The sequence below is a fragment of the Paenibacillus sp. RC84 genome, from assembly GCF_041260495.1.
Taxonomy (GTDB): Bacteria; Bacillota; Bacilli; order Paenibacillales; family NBRC-103111; genus Paenibacillus_F.
Map to the genome: position 1 here is coordinate 1 of NZ_JBGBYL010000026.1, position 1,546 is coordinate 1,546.

The window sequence follows — 1,546 nt, forward strand, 5'->3', positions numbered from 1 at the left end:
AGTATGCAGGCGTAGACCCGAAACCGTGTGATCTACCCCTGTCCAGGGTGAAGGTGCGGTAACACGCACTGGAGGCCCGAACCCACGAATGTTGAAAAATTCGGGGATGAGGTGGGGGTAGCGGAGAAATTCCAATCGAACTCGGAGATAGCTGGTTCTCCCCGAAATAGCTTTAGGGCTAGCCTCGGGGGATGTGTCGTGGAGGTAAAGCACTGATTGGGTGCGGGGCCCGCCAAGGGTTACCAAGTCCAGTCAAACTCTGAATGCCACAGACATTACCCCGGGAGTCAGACAGTGAGTGCTAAGATCCATTGTCAAGAGGGAAACAGCCCAGATCATCAGCTAAGGTCCCCAAGTGTGTGTTAAGTGGGAAAGGATGTGGAGTTGCACAGACAACCAGGATGTTGGCTTAGAAGCAGCCACCATTTAAAGAGTGCGTAATAGCTCACTGGTCGAGTGACTCTGCGCCGAAAATGTAACGGGGCTAAACACACCACCGAAGCTATGACTTGCGCATGAATTTGCGCATGGGTAGGGGAGCGTTCTGTACGGAGTGAAGGTAGATCGTGAGGACTGCTGGACTGTACAGAAGTGAGAATGCCGGTATGAGTAACGAAAAGATCAGTGAGAATCTGATCCGCCGAAAGCCTAAGGGTTCCTGAGGAAGGTTCGTCCGCTCAGGGTAAGTCGGGACCTAAGGCGAGGCCGAAAGGCGTAGTCGAAGGACAACAGGTTGAAATTCCTGTACCACCGTAAGCCGTTACGAGCAATGGAGTGACGCAGCAGGGTAGGGACGCGGACTGATGGATGTCCGTCCAAGCAGTGAGGCTGATGTGTAGGCAAATCCGCACATCGTGAAGGCTGGGCTGTGATGGGGAGCGAAAATTACAGTAGCGAAGGTCTTGATCTCACACTGCCGAGAAAAGCTTCTAGCCAGGCGAAGGTGCCCGTACCGCAAACCGACACAGGTGGGCGAGAAGAGAATTCTAAGGCGCGCGGAAGAACTCTCGTTAAGGAACTCGGCAAAATGACCCCGTAACTTCGGGAGAAGGGGTGCCCCGGTAGTGTGAATAGCACGAGGGGGCCGCAGTGAAAAGGCCCAAGCGACTGTTTAGCAAAAACACAGGTCTATGCGAAGCCGCAAGGCGAAGTATATGGGCTGACGCCTGCCCGGTGCTGGAAGGTTAAGGGGAGCGGTTAGGAGCAATCCGAAGCTGTGAACCGAAGCCCCAGTAAACGGCGGCCGTAACTATAACGGTCCTAAGGTAGCGAAATTCCTTGTCAGGTAAATTCTGACCCGCACGAATGGCGTAACGACTTGGGCGCTGTCTCAACGAGAGATCCGGTGAAATTTTAATACCTGTGAAGATGCAGGTTACCCGCGACAAGACGGAAAGACCCCATGGAGCTTTACTGCAGCTTGATATTGGACTTTGGTACGATCTGTACAGGATAGGTGGGAGCCTTTGAAGCCTGAGCGCCAGCTTGGGTGGAGGCGCCGTTGGGATACCACCCTGATCGTATCGGAGTTCTAACCTACTACCGT

At 53.8% G+C, this 1,546-nt stretch carries 1 rRNA gene; it reads left to right on the forward strand.

Annotation, left to right across the window (positions count from 1 at the left end):
* A 23S ribosomal RNA gene (locus ABH899_RS28535) occupies positions 1 to 1,546 on the forward strand; the annotation flags it as partial.